Genomic DNA, 21822 nt, shown 5'->3' on the forward strand with positions numbered 1-21822 from the left:
TCCAAAATAGATTAGATAGACTGTTAATTGGCAATTATGAGAAATCTGTTTACAATAGTTAGCTTTTTGTTTATTTCATACAATAGTTTTGCCCAAGATGGAGTCATTCAGGGGAAAGTGAGAAATCCTGTTAGCAATGAAGCAATTCCATTTGCCAATATCGTCATCTTGGATTCTGACATAGGAACTGTTTCAGATGAAAATGGTATCTATAGACTAGAAGGAATCAAGCCGGGACTTTATAATGTCCGAGCAAGTTTTGTGGGTTTTAGAAGCAAAACGATTTTTGAGGTGCAAGTTTCCCGAGCCAAACCAGTACAATTGGATTTTGAGTTGGAAGAAGAAGCTGCTGATCTGAATGAAGTGGTCGTAAGCTCAGAATTTTCCAGATCGGAAGAAACACCACTATCTGTAAGGAAACTCAATGCCAATGAAATCGAAAGGTATCCAGGTGGCAACAGAGATATTTCTAGAGTAATCCAGTCACTTCCTGGGGTAGCAAGTACAGCAAGTTTTAGAAATGACATTATTATCAGGGGTGGGGCGCCAAATGAGAATAAATTCTACATAGATGAAATCGAAGTTCCTGTAATTAATCACTTTGCCACACAAGGCTCATCAGGCGGTCCAGTTGGAATTCTCAATGTAAACTTAATCCAAAATGTAGAGGTAATCACAGGTGGATTTCCAGCAAATAGGATGAACTCTCTAAGCTCCTTTTTTGAATTTCAGCTCAAGGAAGGCAGGAGAGATAAAATGGCTACCCAGCTTACAGTTGGAGCCAGTGAATTGACACTTTCCAATGAAGGGCCATTGGGAGAAAAGACTACATATTTGGTATCAGCTAGAAGATCCTATTTGCAAGGGCTCTTTAGACTGATTGGCTTGCCTTTTTTGCCTACTTTCAATGATTTTCAATTTAAGACCAAAACAAAATTCAATGACAAAACAGAATTGACTTTGATCGGTGTGGGTGCCATTGATCAGTTTGCTCTGAATTTTGACGTTCCAAATAATGAGACTTTTGAAGAAAGGGAAGAAAGATTATATCTCTTGGGAAGTCTACCGATTTCTTCCCAATGGAATTATGCAACTGGTGCAAAATTGAAGCGGTACAGGGAAAATGGTTTTTGGACATTTATTCTTAGCCGAAATATGCTGAACAATCAGTCCATTAAATATTTCAACAACGATGAAAGTGACCCTCAAAATCTCCTTTTTGACTATACTTCCCAAGAAAGTGAAAATAAATTTAGGGCTGAAAACAGTATTTTTGGAAAAGGGTATAGTTTAAAATATGGAGTGAATTATGAATTTGCTAGGTATTTGATCAATAATTTTGATCGAAGTACATTATCCAGTGAAGGAGGAATCATTTCGGTCAATAATAAAGCATTCTTTAATAGTTATGGGGCTTTTGTTTCCGGGACAAAAACTTCATCGGATGAGCGGCTTTTGCTCTCTGGAGGAGTGAGAATGGATGGAAGTGATTTTGGAGCGACAGCCCAAAATCCTCTCAATCAAATTAGCCCTAGACTTTCTTTTTCATATCAATTGAAGCCTAATTTCTTCCTGACTGCAAACTCAGGGATCTATTACCAAAAGCCGCCTTATACAGCTTTGGGTTATAGAAATAACGAGGGAGCATTAGTAAATCAGCTAAATGACATAAAATTTATCAGGTCTACCCAATTTATCACTGGGATAGAGCGCGTGTTTCCTGAGAAAAACAGGAGGTTCACAATAGAAGGATTTTACAAGCATTATAATAATTATCCATCTTCGATCAGAAATGGGATTGCACTGGCCAATTTGGGGGCTGATTTTGGTGTCATCGGAAATGAGCCAGTCAATTCCAATGCAGAAGGAAGGGCTTACGGGGTGGAATTTTTGGCTCAGCAGCGGTTATTCAACAATTTCTATGGAATCGCAGCAGTGACCTTGGTGAGAAGTGAATTTACCAATCCTAATACGGATGGATTTTTACCATCTTCTTGGGACAATAGATTTATAGTCAGCTTGACTGCTGGTAAGCGATTTGGCAAAAACTGGGAAATCGGTGGAAGATGGAGATTCTTAGGTGGTGCCCCTTATACTCCTTTTGACCTGCAAAGCTCAGCTTTGATCAATAATTGGGATGCTAGAGGAGTTGGAATCAATGATTTCAACCGCATCAATGATATTAGACTTAAAGCATTTCATCAGCTGGATTTAAGAATAGACAAGAAATATTTCTTTGACAAATGGAATCTCAACTGGTACTTTGATATTCAGAACGCATACAATTTCAAAGCCCAACAACCACCCAACCTGATTCCGGTAAGGGATATGTCTGGTGAAATTCAAGTGAATCCTAATGATCCTTCCAGATACTTATTACGCTTGGCTGAAAACCCAGCAGGTACAGTGTTGCCTACTGTTGGGGTCATCATCGAGTTTTAGGTGTTGCGAAGCTGAATCGAAAGCGTAACTTTGTTGCCGATGAAAAAAGCATGGGTAATATTGTTTCTATTTTTTTCTTTGAAAGCTTATCCACAAGCGATTTCAGAAGCAGACAGTGTTGAAAAATCGGGTTTGATCGAAAAATTATTCGATTTTGCTGACAATACTGTTGATTTGATTTCGGGGGAAAAATGGTCTTTTATCCCTGCAGTAGTCTATTCTCCAGAGACTAACCTTGGATTGGGAATCAGGGCGATAAGGATATTTAGGCATAAAAATGCTTCCAATGAATTGCTTAGACCTTCTACTTTGCCTATTACTTTCTTATACACTTTAAATAATCAGACGATTGTAACTACTGAGTTGGATCTGTGGATGAATGAGAATAAGGAGTTTCTGAATGCGAGGATGGAATTTACAAATTACCCGTTCAAATTTTATGGAATAGGAAATGATCTTGACGCTTCCAATGAGGAGTTCTATTCCACAAGATATGCATATTTTCATTTGAATTATGAAAAGAGAATAGCAAAAGGCTTGTACTTGGGACCAAGATATGAATTTAGGATAGACGATATTTACAAAAAAGAAGTCGGAGGTATCCTTGACACAGATCAAGTAGCGGGATCAGACGGTCAGAGGCTCTCAGGTTTGGGATTGGTATTGAACCATGATACTAGAGGTAACATTTTTCAACCTTCAGACGGCTGGTACAATCGATTGACTTGGATGAGTTTTCAGAGTTTTTTGGGGAGTAATTTCACCTTCAATCAATATGCGCTAGACCTCAGAAAATTCCTCAATCCATTCAAGAGCCAGGTTTTGGCAGTTCAGAGTTATTGGAGTTTTACGACAGGAAATCCACCTTTTCAGCATATTTCCTTGATAGGGGGAAGTGATTTGATGCGTGGGTACTTTGAGGGCAGGTATAGAGATCGTCATGCTGTAGTGCATCAAGCAGAGTATAGAGTGCCGATTTACAGAAATTTCGGGATGGTTTTTTTTGGAAGTGCAGGTCAAGTGGCTAGTACTCCAAGTCAATTTGCTCTTAGTCGGATGAAATATGGTGGAGGAATCGGTTTTAGATACAAGTTAAATCCTGAAGGGTTGAATATCAGGATTGACATTGCATTTGGAGATCAAAGAGCCTTTTATTTTGGCTTGAATGAAGTTTTATGATCTTATTTTAAAATGTAAGAAATGCCAATTCTTCCCATTACAGTTTTTCGATCATCTCCAGGTACGAAATAGAAATCCGGATCATTTTCGAGATACCACTTATAGTTTAATGTATTCACATACTGTACGCTTCCACTAAGAAGGAGATTTCCAAATCTCCAATCAGCAACAAGACCTGGTACTAGATCTATATATTTGTTTCTCCAATCTTTGGATGTTTCCATTCGGAAATAATAGAAGTCATTGTTGTATACAATTCTTTCAAATTGAAAACCTATTCTATTGTAGTTTTTCACCCAACTTACTTCTAGCCAATTAACATTTGCTGCTGGACCATAGCCCATACCCAACACCTGACCTTGGTGGGTATAGCCGTGTCTTACGTGATCGTGAATATACCATGTATCGAGGTCTCTTATACTTTCTCTAATAGTCTGTCCAGTTTGAGTCATCTCAGCACTAAGCTGAATGTATTGATCCTTTTTAGTAAGAGGAAACATATTGCTAAAGCCAAATGTAAATCCTCGGTTTCTTTCAGGAGTCACAAAAAACTCCTTCAATCTCCTACTATTGCCATTGGTTCCGTATTCGCCATAAAATTCAAAATGTCCCTCTGGAGTTACCCATCGAAAGAAACCTGAGCTAAATTGTTGCCTCTGCTCTCTTTTAGAATTGTCAATACTATTGAGTCTTTTTTCACCATTGAATACAGGTAAATAGTCTTTTAGCTCGTCCATATCACTCCTATACATGTGATTTGTGGAGGCATATCCCAAAGAAAGTCCAGGCACCCACTTTGGCTGATAGGTCAATATCAAGCCTGATAGATAGCGATCTCCATTTTCTCGTTTTGGTATGAATACATTGTTTTGCTGAAAAATATAATCTTGGTGAGGTAATTCGTAGTCAGTACTACTGAGGTGTCCAGCGATGACTTGACCTTCAAAATGCCCAACGGCAGTTTTCACAGGCTTCCTGGTGTTGACTGTAAAATGTGCAAATCCTGGAGCATTGTTGCTTAGTATCAGAGAAGACCTTTTTGCAGGGCCCCACCAAAGGTTTTCAGTCGATAATCCTATAGAAAAGCTTCCTGGGTTGATTCTTATACTTGATTGTCCTGGAAGAAATTTTCTATATGGCAAGGTGCCAAATCTCTCAGGCATATCAATTCTATTAAGATATTCATAGTAATACAAAATTGTGGATTGATGCTCGATTGGAAAGCCAATAAAATCTTTGTTTTGAGCTAAAACAATTTCTGGTTGAAACTGAAGACTAAAAATACCATAACTTGCAAATACTCCCATGCTAATCATCGATTGCATACCTTTATTTGGAATCATTGCGCCATCATTTTGTCCAAATGTCAAATCTGAATTGTATTGATTCATAATTGTAAATGGCATGAGCATGAAGGTACCTTGATTTTTGTCTCCGAATCTCATGTTGATCTCCGATGTGTCAAAATCTTGAAAACTATTATCTATATCTATACCTGTATTAGTATCAAATGCCTGAGCTGGATAAAGTGGTCTTATCGTAAAAGAACTAAAGCGATCTACTTCTCCCAAAAGTTGTTTTCTTCTCAAATATTCTTCCATCCCAAGTGTACTGATAGGAAGGGTTTGCGCTACATTTTCAAAAGTTGTAAGTGCCAAAAGTAGGAATACATTGAGTTTTAGTAAATTTTTCATAATTCTAATTCAATTATCTAACAGTAAGAGCACTAACTTCAATTTTTGAGATAGACCAGCTTTCGTCGCAGAGAGGGCTAAATGCATTTGTTTGCATCAACTCGTCCCCCATTGTGATTTTCAGGCTATCCTTAAAATGTCTATAAGTCTTGGTTATAGAATATTTTGTAGTTCTATTTGGAACTCCTGCCAAGCTGCAGAGTCCAGGTAGATTTGTTGCTATAGCACCTTCTTTAGGGAAGTTTTGCTTGAAAAATTCATCAGGATAAGATTGCCTTAAGCAATAGGTAGAAACACAAACGCTATTTGAAAAGGTAGTTCTATATACTTCTTCATCGTCTATTTTAAAATACCAATAATCTGGTCCAGAAACGCCATCATCAAGATTCCCATCCCATGAATCATGAGCTAAAACGTCAATTGTGATTTTTATGGCATTGTGAGGCGGTATGTCATATAGCTTGACCCAAACTTCCTCGTTGTGGTAAAAGCCCATGATTGTATCGTTTTCGAAGACAAAGAGTCTAGAGTTGTTGAAATTCCTCAAATCTAACTGGTTAAAGTCATTGGAGTAGATTTGGGTTTCACCAACCAATTCATCTTCACATGAATTTAGCGCCGTCAGAAGAAAAAATCCCAAAAAGTAAATTGGAAGCGTTTTTTTGAAATTGGTAGTCATTTCGTCAATGTTTTTGTCCTTCAAGTGGATTGGATGAAGGTATGGTATTTTAATAATCTACAAATAAACGAAATAAATATGCAAAACGTCTTATTTTCAAGAGAGAATAGATGATTTATGAATTTGTCCTCCTGCCAATTATAGTTAATTTAGCCATTCAATATTTATCAACCCTTCTATGATCAAAATAACTTTGGTGGCAGGTGCTAGGCCAAATTTCATGAAAATTGCACCTATCATACACGCCATTCAAGCTGAAATAAATAAAGGTTCCCAATTATCATTTAGGCTTGTCCATACTGGGCAGCATTACGATAAAAAGATGTCGGGTGACTTTTTTGATCAATTGAATATACCTGAACCCGACACGAACCTTGCCGCTGGAGGAGGGACACAAGCTGAGCAAACTGCTGCAGTGATGATTGCCTTTGAAAAGGAATTGTTTGCGAATAAACCAGATTTGGTGATAGTGGTAGGTGATGTGACCTCTACCCTTGCATGTTCGATCACTGCCAAGAAGCTTTGCTTAGATGTAGCACATGTCGAAGGAGGGATTCGGTCTGGAGATTTGACAATGCCAGAAGAAATCAATCGGATGGTGACAGACAGTATTTCAGACCATTTTTTCACCACATCAGAAATTGCCAATGAAAATCTTCTCCAAGCTGGCTTTGCAAAAGAAAAGATCCATTATGTCGGCAATACCATGATCGACACCTTGTTGACAAATAGGTCAAAATTCCAAAAGCCGAAAGGTGAAATTTTCGATGTTTTGGAAGCGAAGAAATACTTTGTCCTCACCATGCACCGTCCTGCGAATGTAGATCAAGAGGGACAGCTCAAGGCAATGATTGATGCAATTATAGAAGGTACCAATGGGATGCCGATTATTTTCCCTGTTCACCCGAGAACTGCCAAAAGCTTGGAAAAGCTTGGGATTTCCTATTCAAACTTACACCTAGTTGACCCCTTGGCTTATTTGGAGTTTAATTATTTGGTGGAAAATGCCTTTGCTGTGATTACAGATTCAGGCGGAATCACCGAGGAGGCAAGTGTAATGAACGTACCCTGTTTGACTTTGAGAGACAATACCGAGCGTGCCGAAACCATTCATTTGGGGACCAATGAATTGGTTGGGACAAATCCCCAAAATCTAGCGCCATATCTTGAAAAGTTGATGCGTGGCGAATGGAAAACCTATAAAGGAATCCCACTTTGGGATGGCAAGACGGCAGGGAGAATCGTGGATAAGATTATTGAGATATACGGATGATACAAAGAAGAATCAAAGAATTGGTTGCTGAATTAGGCTTAATACCACATCCAGAAGGAGGATATTATAAAGAGATCTACAGATCTGAATTAGGAATTGGTACACCTTCTGGAGAGCGAAGTACTGTGACTTCAATTTACTTTTTGTTGACTTCTGAGAATGTTTCCAAATTTCATCAAATCAAAAGTGATGAAATGTGGTTTTATCATGAAGGGTCTCCATTGACAGTACATGTGATCGATGAAAATGGTCAATATGAAAAAATCAAAATCGGCCCTGTATGTGAGAATAACAGACCCCAACAGATGGTGCCTGCTGGGGTGATTTTTGGATCTACAGTAGATCAGCATGATTCATATGCACTAGTCTCTTGTGTAGTATCTCCTGGTTTTGATTTTGAAGATTTTAGACTGTTTTCTTGTGAAGAGCTTTTGGCAAAATATCCAGAGCATTCAGGTATTATCAAAATTCTTACATAAATCCAGTAGCTTTCAAGGCTGCTTCTGCGATAATCCCATCTTGTGCAGAAGTCACTCCAGATATGCCAATGGATCCAATGATGACATCATCTTGGAAGATTGGAAGTCCTCCTTCTACAGCCGTGATCGGCATGGTAGTCAGGTGAACCGCCCCTCCTTTGATCATATCTTCGAAGATTTTTGTCGAACGTTTGAATTCAAAGGCTGTTTTGGCTTTGAGTTGGGCGATTTCTATACTTCCTATTTGTGTACCATCCATTCTTCTAAGCAAGATCAGATTTCCTCCTTGATCAAGAATCGAAATGACCACATTCCAGCTTTCAGAAATCGCTTTCTCTTGAGCAGCATCGGCAATTTTTGTGGCTTTTTCCAGATTGAGTATCGGCTGGGTCTGGGCATGGGCAAATGAGAAAATTGAAATGCTTAGAATTAGCGTTGTGAGAATGTGTTTCATAATGTTTGGTTTAGGTATTTTGAACAGATGAGTGATAGATATGCTAATATCTGAATTTCACACGGAAGCCCCGAGGATTTTTTGAGAATATCTATAGGGATTTTTTTTCAACTAAATAAACAATTATATTGAAGAAAAATTTTTGCCGATATGAAACAACTAATTTATATTCTAAGCATTAGCCTAATTGTCTTTTCCTGTGATTCCAATAACAAGATTTCTGATCTAGATAAAGAATTCGAATTTGTCAAAGTTGATTCGGTCGTCATCGATATTTTGAAGACAGTTCATATACTGGACTATCACCACGAAAAAGAATTGTATTTGATAATCCCTCAGATGAGTATGGAGGGTAGATTTATCATCATTGACAAAGAAGGAGAAATAGTAGCAGAGAATACCTTAGCCGAGGGACCAGATGCATTTGGTCTAGTTACCGCAAGAGTGGGGTTTGTTGGGGATGAGATTATGGTGGTCACCGACGGAAGTACATTTGTATATGACTTGAATCTGAAAGTTCAAAGAAGCTTTACTTTTGAGCAAGGGATTAGATTTAGATTGATGAATTTTACAAGGGATAACCTTAGCACTTTCAAGACCACAGATGGTGCCATTTCTGCTGTGGTGAATATGAATGATGCATTTCTACAAACCTATCCAGTTGATTATTTTGATACCCTAAATATGGTTCATTTGCAGAATGCCAAAACAGGCGAAATCAAAAAGGGAGGGAAAATTGATGGAAGCAGTGCCTTCAAGCAAGGCGTTTTTATTCCGTTTTTAGATAATCCTATTTACTTTTCAGATTTGAACTCTACCTACATTTCAAGTATCATGTATGGTGATTCTATTGTGTATCAAATGGATCCCAATGACAATTTTAAGATTGTGAATAAAATCAACTTGGAGAGAATTGCTCCCAATAAATTGATTACAGTTCCATTGGAAGAAGCTACAAGAGCTACTGTGCAAGAACATCGAGGGAATAACAATAGATTTGGTGGAGCATTTTTTGAGGCTGTAGGTTTTGGTGATGAGATGTTGATTGGATATAGAACAGGTTCTGATCCGAATACTGTTTTTGAAAATCCAAGTGAGGAGCAACGTGAGCTTGAAGCAAATTCAAGGAAAAAGTATTACTTCCATATCAAAGATGGAAAGCAAATAGGGAAACCTATAGAATGGACTTTACCTGGCAAAATTTTGCTCAATGTTGGTCAAAATAGATATCTTCAATATGGTGACCAAGCTGAATTGCATGAGTATGAAAAAGACTATCAGTGTTATTTTATCTATGAATTGATGGAGAAGAAGATTGAATAGTCAAGCACTTCAAAGATTGTGAGCTTATAAGACTTTGTCATGCCTTCGATCTATTTCTATTCAGAAATTATTCTTTTTATAGAAAAAATGAGGATTTCAATCTGTTCATTGACATGATCTGAATTTTGCTTTAAAATTTAAATGTATTAACTTAAATTTTCTTTTTCAGAAAAACTGATAGGTAATCCATGCTAAGGTATTTTTCTTGAATTTATAAAACAAAATCAACCATAAGACTAAATTATATACTTTACCTTTAGATTAATACTTGAACAAATTAGGCTTAGGGAAATCCAAGTTTACAAATGTTTTTATTGGTATTTTCTTTTGTTATCTAAAAAAAGAAAACCCCAAAAATGCTAAAAAGCAAAACTTGGGGCTTCCACTACATATTTATATTTAAGATTGTATAAAGAAGCTTTAAAAGAACCTATTCAGTGTGAATTTTGTGTTATTCACACTGAAAATTATTTAACCTCAGCAAAGTGAATTTAAAGCTAGTTTAGCTTTTAGTGAAAAAACTAATTTGTATTTGATTAAAACCAGCCTTCCACATAAAATGATACATTACCACCTACCCAACCAGATCCAGATATACGAGCGTCATTTTGATTTGTACTGATATAATGACCTTCATTAGGGTGAAACCATAAATAGACTGGAATTCTTCCTTGACCTGGTGAATTATAAGCATGACCAATAACAGTACTATTAATAAAACCTTGTTCAGAAGAATTGGTAGATAAATAGTATGAATCCATCCCAGCAGAATAATGTCGATAAAGTGGCGTAGATCCTTGTTGGGGATTGTTATATATAAAACCTGTTACACCTGATGGCAAGAAGTTTTGGTTATTGGTAATGATACTAGTACCTTCTAACCAATTTCCTGTCCACCAATGCCTAAATATTCCATTAAAATTGGGGACAGCGCGAAAAAATGTGTACAAAGGTTTTTCCTGATTATTGAAAGGGTATATAGTTCTAAATGAAACTATATCATTCAAAGAAAATCCAGACCATACATTTAGGGCAGTTCCCTTATTCATTACGGATTGAGGATCGTTTGAATATGTAGCAGGAATAGTATTAGCTCCACTAGCTCCAGAAGGCTCTATATTTGGAGATAAGTTCCAGTTTGTATGTCTAAATCCTATTGTATGACCAATTTCATGCACCATATTATTCCTTTTCATACCTGTGTTAAGCCCGAAACCCCAAAGAGTGTTAATTCGAATAATTGATCCTGGATTACCATTTGTTGGGAAACCAGCAGATGCAATTACACGTATTCTTAAATCTCTATCTTCAATAAAATTAAAAGGCTCCCTTCTAACTAGGATATCAAAATTACCATCACTAACTAATTCGAATCTTAACCTAAAATTTCTTACTGAATTCAGATCATTTATAGCTTGAGTAATTTCAGGACGCCAATCATGAATACCTCCAAATGGCATAGTAGAATCATCAACCCTAATTCTAATTGTCCTGAAACTAAAAAAATTACCACTTACTAAATTATTTGTCACTGCTTGAGCATTTGGGTTTGATTTTAGAAAATAATCTCCATTTCTTAGAGCATCTTTTTCTACAGAATGACAATTATCGATAAGATAAAACTCACCCACATCAAAAACTTTGGCATTAAAAAAACCGTTTTCATCTAAAAATCTTTTTAGATCGGCATCTTTTTCTACGATATTGATCTCTGACTCTAAATCATAATCAGAAATCGGATCTTTTATTTCTAATGTATCACATGAAAATATTGCAAATACAATCAAAACATAATAAGTTAATCTTATTTTCATAATTTTAAATTTAAAAGGTTAATAAAAATGTAGTTTACGATCTAAATTTACTTATAAAAAAAATTAAACCAATAATATTTGTGATTTTAATTACTGTCTTCCGACTAAAATAAGATAATATGATTATAGCCCTTTCATTTCTTTAACCACATTGCAGTTAACCGCTCAGAACTAGCTGTTTTTTAGGAGTTTCATTTTTTTTCAATTTCCGATTTGTGTACTAGGGATTTTCTTTTGGGAAATGGCTGGTACTTGGTTTGGAGAACATTGTATATCTGTTTTTGACTTTTGTTGGGTATTGTACATTTTCTGGTTGTAATTGTTTTGTCGTATGTATTGGTCTCCATAGTTATAATTACCTTTTGGATATTCCCTATTTTGTATAATGAGCTTCTACAAAAAAGTGTTTGTTTGGAGTCTGAACGAAATGTTATTTGCCTACTCGGACACATTCTTTGGCCATTTTTATCTGGTTTTCCCAAGTATAAAGGTGCTCGATTACTGAGTTTGAAAATACCAAGTCAAAAGAATCATTTTGATATTCGGATAAATCCGTTGCATCTCCTTTTACCGATTTCAGCTTGGGATGTCCTGATTCTACTACGTCTAAATTTAACATAGTGATTTCTACATCATATTTCTCCAAGAAATCTTTATCGCTCCAAAAATATGATGCACCACCTACATCTAAGATCTTTAACTTCGTGTTTTTGTCAAAATTCTTTTCGATCAAAGTTTCAAATACAATAAAGCGTCTATTTCTGAACTTATACCCGATAGATTCAGGATTAGCAGAAGTACTCAATAGGTTTTTAAATTTAAACATGGGCTTTGTGGCCTTTTACTTTTAAATTGGTAAATACAAGATTAAAAAATTTATTGCTTCAAATGTAACACTGCTATGTAAAACTTTTTTAATTTTACGATCAAATTTAATTATTCGAAGTTAATATTCGAATAATAGGTAAACAAGAATAATCTATCCACTAACTATTTACGTAAATAGTTAAAGGATTAAAAATTTTTATGAAAAGACGTTTTCACAAATACTTCCCTTGGCTTTTTGTTATTGGGGATCTTTTAACACTCGCGATAGGGCTTACCGTCACGGCAGCTCTTTTCGTGTATTTCATCGATTACCCAAACATCAACCTTGCGTTGTATGGTTATTTTCTTCTTTTCTGGCTATTAATTTCTGTTGGTAGAAAAGACTACAAGATTGGAAGGACTACAGAAGTTGGGTATACCTTAAAGCAATTACCAGAATCACTGATATGGCTTTTGGGATTAATGTCTATTTTTTGGGTTCCTACGCAAGAGCATCCGTTAGGTATTTTTTTCTTAATTGGTGTAGCTATCAACTTGGTTTTATTTTTGGGGTTGTATAGAGTTGGTGTTCACCTTGCACTAAAGCAATACAGAATTCAAGGGAAAAACTATAGAAATGCCGTAATCCTAGGGAAAAGCGGAGCAAGTAGCAAATTGGCAAAAGTATTTAGGCAAAGAAGAGATTTTGGTATCAATTTCATAGGTTTTTATGATGATTTAGATGCAAATGATCTGAGCACTAAGGGGGCAATTGAGAAGTTTTTTGATGAAGCAGGTGCGTTAGACCTTGATTTGATTTATGTTAGCGAGAATTTGGATGTCAGCATAATCAAGAAGGTAATGGACTATGCTGATGATAAGTATATCAAAGTGAAAGTAATTCCAAATGGTAACCTACAACTAGAGAAAAACTTGTCTTTCTCAAAGTACGGAGAGTTTTTTGTTATCAATGTCAACGACATTCCTCTAGACAATTTCATGAATAGAGTTTTGAAAAGGGCTTTTGATATTGCTTTTTCACTTTTTGTTATAGTTTTCATTTTAAGTTGGATGGTTCCTTTGGTTGGTTTTTTGATCAAGCTTGAATCCAAAGGTCCGATTTTCTTTGTTCAAGATAGAAATGGAGTAAACAACAATGTATTCAAATGTCTGAAGTTCAGGTCAATGACTCCTAACGATTATGCAGACACAAAGCAAGCTACAAGAAATGACCCTCGTGTAACAAAAATTGGAGCCTTTTTGAGAAACTCTTCTTTGGACGAAATGCCACAGTTTTTGAATGTATTTATAGGTAATATGTCGATTGTTGGCCCTAGGCCGCATACCATCCCAATGAATCAGACATTCCAAATGCAGGTTGAAAAATATAATTCACGTCATAAGATCAAACCTGGCATTACAGGATTAGCGCAAGTAAAAGGCTATCGAGGAGAAATTGAGAACTTACGACAAATCAGATCCAGAGTTAGGCTAGACTCTTTCTATATTCAAAACTGGTCTATTTGGATGGATTTGAACATCTGTATTAAGACCGTAATTGAGTTAGTCTACAATAGAGATAATGCTTATTAAAAACTAGACAAAACAAAAAAAACCTCGCTGATTGCTCTGCGAGGTTTTTTTGTTGATTGTTTATCCAATTACATTGGAGGCAAAATCACAGAATCGATTACGTGAACTACACCATTGGAAGCTTCGATATCAGCAGTAGTTACATTTGCATTGTTTACCATTGCTTTTCCGTCTTTCAAGGAAATTTTAACTTCAGCACCTTGTACTGTTTTGGCAGCCATTCCATCAGATAGATCTTTGGAATACACTTTTCCAGCTACTACATGGTAGGTTAGTATCGCTACTAATTGAGATTTGTTTTCGGGCTTCAACAAATTTTCAATTGTGCCAGCAGGTAATTTTGCGAAAGCATCATTTGTAGGTGCAAATACTGTAAATGGTCCATCACCTTTCAATACATCAACAAGGTCGCCTGCTTTTACAGCAGCTACCAAGGTAGACAAGAATTCAGTTTGGACAGCTAAGTCAACAATATCGTTATCAACATTGAAAGTTGTGGCGTTTTTGTTGACAGTGAATGATGATGTTACAAAAAAGGCAATCATCATTGCAATTGTGAGAAAATTTTTCATATAAATGATAGTTTTGGTTTATGTAGGTATATAAGTCCATTGTATACTATATTGTTTGTCAATTATTTATGTCTAACTTCAACATAATTCTTCATAAACAAATTCTACGTATTGGTGTACAATTAACATCCATTCATAGTAGTTATATAGTAAAAAATTACACGAACGGTACTAGTTTTTCTTAATAAAGTCCATTTTGCATTGTTTCATATTAAACAGTTTTCTCTTTTATAGCTGAATTCTCAGAGTTAAATTTGTTTTATGCAAATCAAATTAATAGCTGTTGGCAAAACAGACAGCAAGGAAATTCAATCCCTAATTGAGGAATACATTAAGCGTCTTGGATTTTATATCAAATTTGAATTGGAAATAATCCAAGATCTGAAAAATACAAAAAGTCTTTCTGAGGATTCCCAAAAGGAAAAGGAAGGAGAATTGATTCTGAAAAAACTCCAAACTTCTGACGATCTAGTATTGCTAGATGAAAATGGAAAACAATATGGGTCAGTTGACTTTTCAGATATTGTCCAAAAAAAGATGAACTCAGGATTGAAGCAACTCGTGTTTGTAATCGGAGGTCCTTATGGATTCTCTGATGCTGTCTACCAGAGGGCAAACAGTAAGCTATCTCTTTCAAAAATGACTTTTTCCCATCAGATGGTTCGTGTGTTTTTTATCGAACAACTTTACCGGGCATTTACTATTTTAAGAAATGAACCATACCATCATCATTAGGAAGATTTAAGAATTGGATAATAATGAACTAAAATATTTTTGTTAGATTACAAAGCGGTAAATAAAAATATGAAAATGAGAAATTCAAGAATCATTGTTTTAATGGCTTTTTGGCTTGGGTGTACTATTACAGTGCTTGCTCAAGACAACGAAAAAGTTCCTTTGGACAAAAGAGTCAGAAAAGGGAAGCTAGAAAATGGCTTGACATATTATGTCCAACAAAATCCTAAACCAGAAAAAAAGGTGGAATTGAGACTCGCTGTAAATGTAGGATCAATTCTCGAAGATGATGATCAGGCAGGACTAGCCCATTTTACAGAGCACATGGCTTTCAATGGAAGCAAGAATTTCGAGAAAAATGAACTCGTAAGCTATCTACAGTCGATAGGCGTTTCCTTTGGTGGGGATCTGAATGCATATACAGGTTTTGATGAGACGGTGTATATTTTGCCAATTCCATCAGAAGATGAGGAAATTTTAAGAAAAGGATTTCTAGTCCTTGCTGACTGGGCAAATGGTGTGCTGATGGAGGAAGAGGATATAGATGGAGAAAGAGGGATTATTGTAGAAGAATGGAGAACAGGTCAGGGATATTCCCAAAGAATCAGAGATCAATACTTACCAGTACTTCTCCATGAAAGTAAGTATGCAGATAGATTGCCAATAGGCAAAATGGAGATTGTGGAAAATTTTGAATATGAAACTATCAGAAGATTCTATAGAGACTGGTACAGACCTGATTTGATGGCTGTCATAGCAGTTGGTGATGAGGATCCTGATAAATTGGAAGCTCTGATCAAGGAGTTTTTTGGAGAAATGGAAAACCCTGCAAATGCAAAGCCACGTGAAAGCTTTCCTGTTCCATCACATGAAGAAACCTTTGTGACAATAGCAACAGATGCAGAAGCTCCAGGGATCCAACTCCAGCTTTACTATAAGCATCAGGCTCAGCCTACAGAGACAAAAGAAGATTATAAAAACACCATAAAACGTTCGTTGTATAGTGGAATGCTCAACCAAAGATTGGATGAAATCAGACAGAAACCTGATGCTCCTTTTATCTATGCGGGAACTGGTTATGGGAATTTTGTCCGAGAAATGGATTATTTTTCTGCTTCTGCAGCTGTCGTTCCAGGAAAAATTGACGCAGGACTTACTGCGCTGATCCAAGAAAATGAAAGAGTTGCTCAATTTGGATTTACTGAGCAAGAATTGGAAAGGGTAAAGAAAACAATCCTAAACAGTGCCGAAAGAGCAGCCAAAGAGATGGATAAGGCGGAGTCGGGTTCGATTGTAGGAAGGTATGTTTCTCACTTTCTCAGCGGAAGGTTTGCTGAGAGCCAAGATTGGAGGTATGAATTCTACAAAGAAACTCTCCCTAAAATCACCGTAGAAGAAATCAATGCATTGGCGAAAGAGCTTGTGAAAGACGAAAATCGAGTTGTTGTAATCATTGCTCCCGAAAAAGAAAAAGAGAATCTTCCAACAGAAGAAACTGTATTGGCATTATTTGATGCAATAGAGCATATTCAACTTACACCTTACGAAGAAAAACTACTTGCAGAAGACTTGATCACCGATCTACCTGCTGCTGGCAAAGTAACATCCAATAATTCCATTAGTAATGTAGATGTGCAAGAACTCACATTGTCCAATGGTGCGAAAGTATTTATCAAATCGACCGACTTCAAAAATGATGAAATCCTGATTTCAGCATCTTCTAAAGGAGGTTCTTCGCTCTATTCTTTGGAAGATCACCTAAATGCCAGCAATGCAGCGGTAATGGTCAATGTAATGGGAGTGGGTGATTTTTCACCAACAGACTTGAGAAAAGTTCTTTCTGGAAAAACAGTTTCAATCACTCCAAATATTGGAACCTATAACCAAACTATCTCTGGTATTGCTTCGCCAAAAGATCTAGAAACGGCTTTCCAATTGATTCATTTATACTTTACCAAACCAAGAAAAGACCTTGAGCTCTATGAAGTATATAAAGCAAATCAAAAATCACAATTGGAAAGTGCAGAAGCGAATCCAGACTATCAGTTTTCAAAGCAATTGAACAAAATCATTGCAGATGGAAATCCGAGAGCACTTGGGATTCTAGATCCAGCAGATTATGATAAACTGAACGTAGATAGAGGTTTGGAGATCTTCAAAGAAAGGTTTTCAAATGCAGCTAATTTTGAATTCTTTTTCACTGGCAATATTGACACCAAGACTTTTATACCTCTTCTAGAGCAATACATCGCAAGCCTTCCTGGAGATCCCAACAATAAAGAAGATTTTGTTGACCTTGGAATAAGACCGCCAAAAGGCAAAACTGAAAGGATTGAAGTAGGTACTGACGAGAAAAGTCAAGTGATCATGTATTTCTCAGGAGAAACAGATTATGACCGTAAAAAAGCTGCTGATATTGGGTATCTCGGTGAAATATTGACCATCAAGCTAATCGAGAACCTCCGAGAAGAAATCGGTGGTGTATATGGAGTCGGTGCAAGTGGTAGTATGGGTATCGAACCTGTTGGCAATTTCAGATTCTCTATACAATTCCCTTGCAGCCCAGATATGGTGCAAAAATTGACAGATGCAGCTTGGGCTGAAGTGAAGAAAATCCAAGAAAACGGACCTACTGAAGAAGATCTCAATAAAGTGAAGGAAAAAAGAAGAATCGCTTATGAAGAGAATTTAAAACGTAACTTTTTCTGGAATTCCCAAATGTCATCAGTTAGGAATTATGACCTTCCCTGGGAAGTGATCTTGGAAGGTAAGGCTTCTATTGACGCTGTCACTCCTGAAAGGATCCAATCCGCGGCAAAAGCATATTTGACAAAAGAGAATTTACTTGAAGTACAAAGATTTCCAGCTAAATAAATTTGGTAGTAAGATTTTAATACAATTTTGAAAAAGGCCTCCCATACTTGATATTTTGGGAGGCCTTTTTATTTTGAAACACCTTTTTTTATAAGAATTCAGGGCTACGCCCCTCTGGGTTTAATCTAGCTATTGTTTCTACGAAGAAGAAAGGGCTACGCCCCTAACTTGTAGCATTTTTTGCAACCTAAATTTTCTAGGAATGGGTTAAAAAAAAACGGAAATCGTCATCCCATTTCTAATAAATCAATAGTCTTCAAAAGCATCATTTGGCCGAAGAAAATCCAAAGATTTAGGCATAGATCTCAAAGGGGGCGCTAGCCCACATTTCTTAGTAGAAAATCAGCATCAATTCAAATTTCAGGGGCGTAGCCCTGCAATCTGAATGGATATGGAGTTGGAAATAATTTGGCGACAACAAAGAATTCAGGGCTACGCCCCTAACTCAGTGGCAATTGTACAAATCTCGCTTTCTTAATAGTAGCCAAAAAAATTGATTAATATTAAGTCAATTAATGCAATATTAACAAATCGACTAATGACGATTACCCGTATGATTTTATTGAAAAACCCACCTACTTGTGTCATTCCGGATAATAAAAAAGCCGATGGATCTGTTCCATCGGCTTTCTAATTTTTATGTTTATCCACTTTCTGGCACCTAGCCAATCAATAGAATGTTTGAAGATGAGGGCCTGTTGACAATTGTCCATTGCCGAGAATCAGCAACACATAAAACCTCTTCTCAACCGACGTGCAATACTGAGGATACTCATTATATTTTTTTTCAAAAACTCTATTGACAATGGGCAGCCAATAATTGAGATAAATTACATTTTAGCAGAATAGTTTGGAGCCTCTCTTGTGATGCTGATATCGTGAGGATGTGACTCTTTCACTCCAGCAGCAGTTATTTTTACAAACTTTCCATTTTCCTGTAGATCTTCGATTGTTTTGGTACCACAATATCCCATTCCAGCCTGAAGTCCACCGACTAACTGGTAAAGAACTTCTTGAACTAAGCCTTTGTATGCCACTCTACCGACGATGCCTTCTGGAACTAATTTCTTGATATTATCTTCTGCATCTTGGAAATACCTGTCTTTTGAACCAGATTCCATTGCTTCAAGAGAACCCATTCCTCTATAAGATTTGAATTTTCTTCCCTCGAAAATGATCATTTCCCCTGGAGCTTCTTCAGTACCAGCCAATAGGGAACCTATCATGATAGAACTTCCTCCAGCGGCGATTGCTTTTACCAAATCTCCAGAATATCTGATACCACCATCTGCTATTACAGGGACATTTCTGCCTTTTAGCGCTTCAGCACATTCAAAAACAGCTGAAAGCTGAGGAACACCAACCCCTGCAATCACTCTTGTCGTACAAATACTACCTGGACCAACACCGACTTTCACAGCATCTGCCCCTGCATCTGCCAAAGCAATAGCAGCTTCAGGTGTAGCAATATTACCAACGATCACATCAAGATCTGGAAATGCATCCTTTATTCTTCTACAGGTTTCTATAACACCTTTTGAATGACCATGTGCGGTATCGATCGAAACTACATCTACACCAGCATTTTTCAATGCTTCTACACGTTCTACAATATCCGCAGTGACCCCAACGGCAGCACCAACTCTCAACCTGCCATATTCATCTTTACATGCATGTGGTTTGTCTCTTCTTTTAAGAATATCTTTGTAAGTGATCAATCCTGTTAGCTTATTTTCATCATCGATGATTGGTAGCTTCTCAATTTTGAATTCTTGAAGAATCTCCTCTGCCTGCTCCAAAGTAATCCCAGCTTTTGCCGTTATCAGATTTTCTTTGGTCATGATACTTTTGATATCTCTGTTAGGATCTTTGATAAATCTCAAATCCCTATTTGTAATGATCCCCATCAAAAGACGGTTTTCATCAACCACAGGAATTCCTCCAATGTGGTATTCCGTCATGATTTTCTCAGCATCTCTTACTTTGGAATCGATGTGAAGGGTAATTGGATCCAAAATCATTCCTGACTGCGAACGCTTCACTTTTCTTACTTGGGCAGCTTGCTTTTCGATGGACATGTTTTTGTGAATAAAACCAAGTCCGCCCTCCAGTGCAATGGCAATAGCCAATTCAGCTTCTGTGACAGTGTCCATAGCAGCCGAAACTAAAGGGATATTTAGTCTGATGTTCTTAGTAAGTTGGGTGGAAGTATTGGTGTCGCGCGGGAGGACTTCTGAGTATCCTGGGACAAGTAGCACGTCATCGTATGTGAGCGCTTCAAAGAGGAATTTATTTGAATTTCGGTTCATAGCAAATTTGGTTAGGTAACCCTATTTGCACGCCAAAGTTACAAACAATTCTGATAGCCAATCTAATCAAACTCAAATAAATTTTGTTTTAGGTGAAAAAACTTACACAATTCTTAAATAGCTAGCCAGTTATCACTGCTTTGTTTCACTCATTTTTTCACAAAAAAAACTGACATGTTTACAAGTCAGCTTTTTTTGTGAAAATCAATTTATGTATTTATTGAATCAGATTCTTAACTTTCTAACTCATCAACGTTAGCTGTGAATGGATTAGAGTCTCTAATTAGTCTAGCTGGCATCTCACCTTCTGTGGATGCAACTGTCACACAAACTGCTGCATCACCAGTAATATTCACCACTGTCCTAAACATATCCAAAATTCTATCAGGAGCGATAATCAGAGCAACACCTGCACCAGGAACACCTATAGCCTCCAATACAATAATCAACATAATCAATCCTGCACCAGGAACACCTGCAGAGCCAATAGCTGCCAAAGTCGCAGTAAGGACAATCGTCAGCTGCTGAGAAATAGTCAAATCCATACCCAAAGCTTGCGCAATAAACACTGCTGCCACAGCTTGGTACAAGCTTGTCCCATTCATATTGATCGTAGCTCCAAGTGGTAATACAAAACTGCTCACTTCTTCAGAAACACCCAACTCTTCTTCTACCAGCTTCATTGTAACAGGAAGTGTCGCAGAGCTTGATGAAGTAGAAAAGCCCAATAACATCGCAGGTCTCAATGCTTTGATAAAGTCTAAAAAAGGGATTTTTGTAAATGCTTTGAGCATCAATGAATAAACTCCAACAATAATCAATAGTAATCCTCCCATGACTACAAGTGTATATTTCAACAATGCCAAAAGTAATTCTACTGCCGATTCGGGATTTTCTCCCGCTATCTCGACTATCAAGGACGCCATCAAGGCAAACACACCATAAGGTGCAATCATCATAATATACTCCACGATTTTGATAATGACATCATTCAATGCATCAAAGAAATCAGTAAAGGTTTTGGCCTTATCTTTTGAAATTTGAAGGAGTGCTATTCCAGCAATAATCGCAAAAAACACAACTTGGAGCATACTTCCATTATCTGCCGCTGCTGCGATAAGGTTTTCAGGAACGATATCTACTATTGGCTGCAGAGGACCGGCCTCTTTTATAGCTGCTGCATCGCTAGCTTTGGAGCCGGCAGCTGCATCAAACTGAAGCATCAATTTATCCCTTGTCTCTTGAGGCAACTGCTCTCCAGGTTCAAAAAAGTTGACTAAAAGCAACCCCAAAGTAATCGCAATGACTGTAGTGACCAAGTATGCCAAAATCGTCTTGCCTCCTATTCTCGAAAGTTTAGATATATCTCCCAGATTTGCCACACCGACTATCAACGACGCTAATACCAAAGGTACTGCGATCATTTTTAAGGCATTGATAAAAATTGTGCCTACAGGTTTGATATAATTAACAGTGAAATCCGGAGAAATTCCAAATTGCACAATCACCAATCCGAAAACAAGGCCTAGAACCAGACCAGCAATAATCTGGGTGTGTAAGGGTATTTTTTTGAACATAATATTTGGGTTAATTTT

16 protein-coding genes and 1 pseudogene are annotated in these 21822 nt (G+C 37.0%); 8 read left to right on the forward strand and 9 right to left on the reverse strand.

Translation table 11 applies throughout. The features are described from left to right. Positions 1-36 precede the first annotated feature (36 nt). Both MM213_RS05810 and MM213_RS05815 read left to right on the forward strand, forming a co-directional pair. Entirely contained in the window at positions 37-2442 is a 2406-nt protein-coding gene (locus MM213_RS05810; protein ID WP_241410529.1) for a TonB-dependent receptor, read from the forward strand. 39 nt (positions 2443-2481) lie between these two features. Continuing rightward, entirely contained in the window at positions 2482-3621 is a 1140-nt protein-coding gene (locus MM213_RS05815; protein ID WP_241410530.1) for a BamA/TamA family outer membrane protein, read from the forward strand. 2 nt (positions 3622-3623) lie between these two features. On the opposite strand, the gene MM213_RS05820 is transcribed toward MM213_RS05815, so the two are convergent. Together MM213_RS05820 and MM213_RS05825 are read right to left on the reverse strand one after the other, a co-directional pair. Then, positions 3624-5315, reverse strand: a complete 1692-nt coding sequence (locus tag MM213_RS05820; RefSeq protein ID WP_241410531.1) for a capsule assembly Wzi family protein — start codon at positions 5313-5315, stop codon at positions 3624-3626. A gap of 13 nt (positions 5316-5328) precedes the next feature. Further along, positions 5329-5994: a hypothetical protein gene (locus MM213_RS05825; protein WP_241410532.1), complete on the reverse strand. Its 666-nt coding sequence runs from the start codon at positions 5992-5994 to the stop codon at positions 5329-5331. Between the two features lie 178 nt (positions 5995-6172). Here MM213_RS05825 and wecB point away from each other — a divergent pair, with 178 nt between their 5' ends. After that, positions 6173-7267, forward strand: coding sequence for a non-hydrolyzing UDP-N-acetylglucosamine 2-epimerase (wecB, locus tag MM213_RS05830; RefSeq protein WP_241410533.1), 1095 nt, complete (start codon positions 6173-6175; stop codon positions 7265-7267). Then, positions 7264-7746 carry a cupin domain-containing protein gene (locus MM213_RS05835; RefSeq protein WP_241410534.1) on the forward strand — a complete coding sequence of 161 codons (483 nt, stop codon included), beginning with the start codon at positions 7264-7266 and terminating at the stop codon, positions 7744-7746. The genes wecB and MM213_RS05835 overlap by 4 nt, the downstream gene beginning before the upstream one ends. Here the strand turns inward: MM213_RS05835 and MM213_RS05840 are convergent. Further along, positions 7739-8200, reverse strand: coding sequence for a GlcG/HbpS family heme-binding protein (locus MM213_RS05840; protein ID WP_241410535.1), 462 nt, complete (start codon positions 8198-8200; stop codon positions 7739-7741). The genes MM213_RS05835 and MM213_RS05840 overlap by 8 nt on opposite strands. A gap of 150 nt (positions 8201-8350) precedes the next feature. Here MM213_RS05840 and MM213_RS05845 point away from each other — a divergent pair, with 150 nt between their 5' ends. Then, positions 8351-9523, forward strand: a complete 1173-nt coding sequence (locus MM213_RS05845; RefSeq protein WP_241410536.1) for a hypothetical protein — start codon at positions 8351-8353, stop codon at positions 9521-9523. Between the two features lie 536 nt (positions 9524-10059). Here the strand turns inward: MM213_RS05845 and MM213_RS05850 are convergent. From MM213_RS05850 to MM213_RS05855, 3 genes and pseudogenes are all read right to left on the reverse strand, one after another. Further along, a complete protein-coding gene (locus MM213_RS05850; protein WP_241410537.1) occupies positions 10060-11337 on the reverse strand; it encodes a M57 family metalloprotease in 1278 nt (425 codons plus the stop codon). A 157-nt stretch (positions 11338-11494) separates the two neighbouring features. Continuing rightward, positions 11495-11717 (reverse strand): annotated as a pseudogene (locus MM213_RS21055) (IS1634 family transposase); the annotation flags it as partial. A gap of 50 nt (positions 11718-11767) precedes the next feature. Then, entirely contained in the window at positions 11768-12163 is a 396-nt protein-coding gene (locus MM213_RS05855) for a class I SAM-dependent methyltransferase (protein WP_241410538.1), read from the reverse strand. 200 nt (positions 12164-12363) lie between these two features. Between MM213_RS05855 and MM213_RS05860 the strand changes: the two genes are divergently transcribed. Further along, entirely contained in the window at positions 12364-13737 is a 1374-nt protein-coding gene (locus MM213_RS05860; protein WP_241410539.1) for an exopolysaccharide biosynthesis polyprenyl glycosylphosphotransferase, read from the forward strand. Between the two features lie 68 nt (positions 13738-13805). Here the strand turns inward: MM213_RS05860 and MM213_RS05865 are convergent, their stop codons facing one another. Further along, entirely contained in the window at positions 13806-14309 is a 504-nt protein-coding gene (locus MM213_RS05865) for a fasciclin domain-containing protein (protein WP_241410540.1), read from the reverse strand. 261 nt (positions 14310-14570) lie between these two features. Between MM213_RS05865 and rlmH the strand changes: the two genes are divergently transcribed. Next, the gene (gene rlmH, locus MM213_RS05870) at positions 14571-15044 is read left to right on the forward strand and encodes a 23S rRNA (pseudouridine(1915)-N(3))-methyltransferase RlmH (protein WP_241410541.1); all 474 of its coding nucleotides are present in this window, start codon (positions 14571-14573) and stop codon (positions 15042-15044) included. 75 nt (positions 15045-15119) lie between these two features. Continuing rightward, positions 15120-17918 (forward strand): M16 family metallopeptidase, encoded by a 2799-nt coding sequence (locus MM213_RS05875; protein WP_241410542.1) that lies wholly within the window; start codon positions 15120-15122, stop codon positions 17916-17918. Positions 17919-18748: 830 nt separating this feature from the next. On the opposite strand, the gene guaB is transcribed toward MM213_RS05875, so the two are convergent. Then, entirely contained in the window at positions 18749-20227 is a 1479-nt protein-coding gene (guaB, locus tag MM213_RS05880) for an IMP dehydrogenase (RefSeq protein ID WP_241410543.1), read from the reverse strand. 233 nt (positions 20228-20460) lie between these two features. Then, on the reverse strand, positions 20461-21804 hold the full coding sequence (locus MM213_RS05885) for a dicarboxylate/amino acid:cation symporter (protein WP_241410544.1): 1344 nt from the start codon (positions 21802-21804) through the stop codon (positions 20461-20463). Between the last annotated feature and the right edge of the window lie 18 nt (positions 21805-21822).

The organism is Belliella alkalica, from assembly GCF_022549785.1.
In the GTDB taxonomy this organism is placed as follows: Bacteria; Bacteroidota; Bacteroidia; order Cytophagales; family Cyclobacteriaceae; genus Belliella; species Belliella alkalica.

What these genes read in the sequence shown, in the direction of transcription:
- MM213_RS05810 (WP_241410529.1), top strand. Translation starts at nt 37, where the DNA reads ATGAGAAATCTGTTTACAATAGTTAGCTTTTTGTTTATTTCATACAAT.
- MM213_RS05815 (WP_241410530.1), top strand. Translation starts at nt 2,482, where the DNA reads ATGAAAAAAGCATGGGTAATATTGTTTCTATTTTTTTCTTTGAAAGCT.
- MM213_RS05820 (WP_241410531.1), bottom strand. Translation starts at nt 5,315, where the DNA reads ATGAAAAATTTACTAAAACTCAATGTATTCCTACTTTTGGCACTTACA.
- MM213_RS05825 (WP_241410532.1), bottom strand. Translation starts at nt 5,994, where the DNA reads ATGACTACCAATTTCAAAAAAACGCTTCCAATTTACTTTTTGGGATTT.
- wecB (WP_241410533.1), top strand. Translation starts at nt 6,173, where the DNA reads ATGATCAAAATAACTTTGGTGGCAGGTGCTAGGCCAAATTTCATGAAA.
- MM213_RS05835 (WP_241410534.1), top strand. Translation starts at nt 7,264, where the DNA reads ATGATACAAAGAAGAATCAAAGAATTGGTTGCTGAATTAGGCTTAATA.
- MM213_RS05840 (WP_241410535.1), bottom strand. Translation starts at nt 8,200, where the DNA reads ATGAAACACATTCTCACAACGCTAATTCTAAGCATTTCAATTTTCTCA.
- MM213_RS05845 (WP_241410536.1), top strand. Translation starts at nt 8,351, where the DNA reads ATGAAACAACTAATTTATATTCTAAGCATTAGCCTAATTGTCTTTTCC.
- MM213_RS05850 (WP_241410537.1), bottom strand. Translation starts at nt 11,337, where the DNA reads ATGAAAATAAGATTAACTTATTATGTTTTGATTGTATTTGCAATATTT.
- MM213_RS05855 (WP_241410538.1), bottom strand. Translation starts at nt 12,163, where the DNA reads ATGTTTAAATTTAAAAACCTATTGAGTACTTCTGCTAATCCTGAATCT.
- MM213_RS05860 (WP_241410539.1), top strand. Translation starts at nt 12,364, where the DNA reads ATGAAAAGACGTTTTCACAAATACTTCCCTTGGCTTTTTGTTATTGGG.
- MM213_RS05865 (WP_241410540.1), bottom strand. Translation starts at nt 14,309, where the DNA reads ATGAAAAATTTTCTCACAATTGCAATGATGATTGCCTTTTTTGTAACA.
- rlmH (WP_241410541.1), top strand. Translation starts at nt 14,571, where the DNA reads ATGCAAATCAAATTAATAGCTGTTGGCAAAACAGACAGCAAGGAAATT.
- MM213_RS05875 (WP_241410542.1), top strand. Translation starts at nt 15,120, where the DNA reads ATGAGAAATTCAAGAATCATTGTTTTAATGGCTTTTTGGCTTGGGTGT.
- guaB (WP_241410543.1), bottom strand. Translation starts at nt 20,227, where the DNA reads ATGAACCGAAATTCAAATAAATTCCTCTTTGAAGCGCTCACATACGAT.
- MM213_RS05885 (WP_241410544.1), bottom strand. Translation starts at nt 21,804, where the DNA reads ATGTTCAAAAAAATACCCTTACACACCCAGATTATTGCTGGTCTGGTT.